Annotated in this window: 1 protein-coding gene; it reads right to left on the bottom strand. The window is 47.9% G+C overall.

Annotation, left to right across the window (positions count from 1 at the left end; genetic code table 11):
- Positions 1–355, bottom strand: a 355-nt coding sequence (locus tag D7Y13_RS45520; RefSeq protein ID WP_208734730.1) for a hypothetical protein, incomplete at its 3' end; no start/stop codon positions are given.
- Between the last annotated feature and the right edge of the window lie 50 nt (positions 356–405).

The raw sequence follows: 405 nt of genomic DNA, 5'->3' as shown, positions 1-405 counted from the left end.
GAGCGTAGTCGCTCCAGTCTTGAAACTGATTGCTTTGATCTTCTGAGCTAAGCGTCAAATTAACTTGCAAAGCCTGAAGCTGACGGGTAAATGATGGCTTCCGAAATGGCTCAGCAAGATTGAGAATGCTGCCTTTGAAAACTACAGTTTCGACTTTCGTACCTCGCGATCGATCGCGGGGCTTTAAGGTTGGATGAGGCCAGTGAGGAATGAAGTGATCGGTGCGATCGCGAATCACAGACTCATTGAGAACAAGGCGCTGCTCGCAAATTTCTGGGCGAGGACAATCATACTGAAATCCAACCACATAGCTATTAAACGCCATCTGCTTGACTGCCAAGTTGTAGTAGGGCACGACGCAAATTTTGCCCGGAACGCAGCGAGAAACAAGATGCACATTTAACC

The organism is Corallococcus praedator (assembly GCF_003612125.1).
Lineage (GTDB): Bacteria > Myxococcota > Myxococcia > Myxococcales > Myxococcaceae > Corallococcus > Corallococcus praedator.
This window is presented reverse-complemented; position numbering and strand designations above follow the sequence as displayed.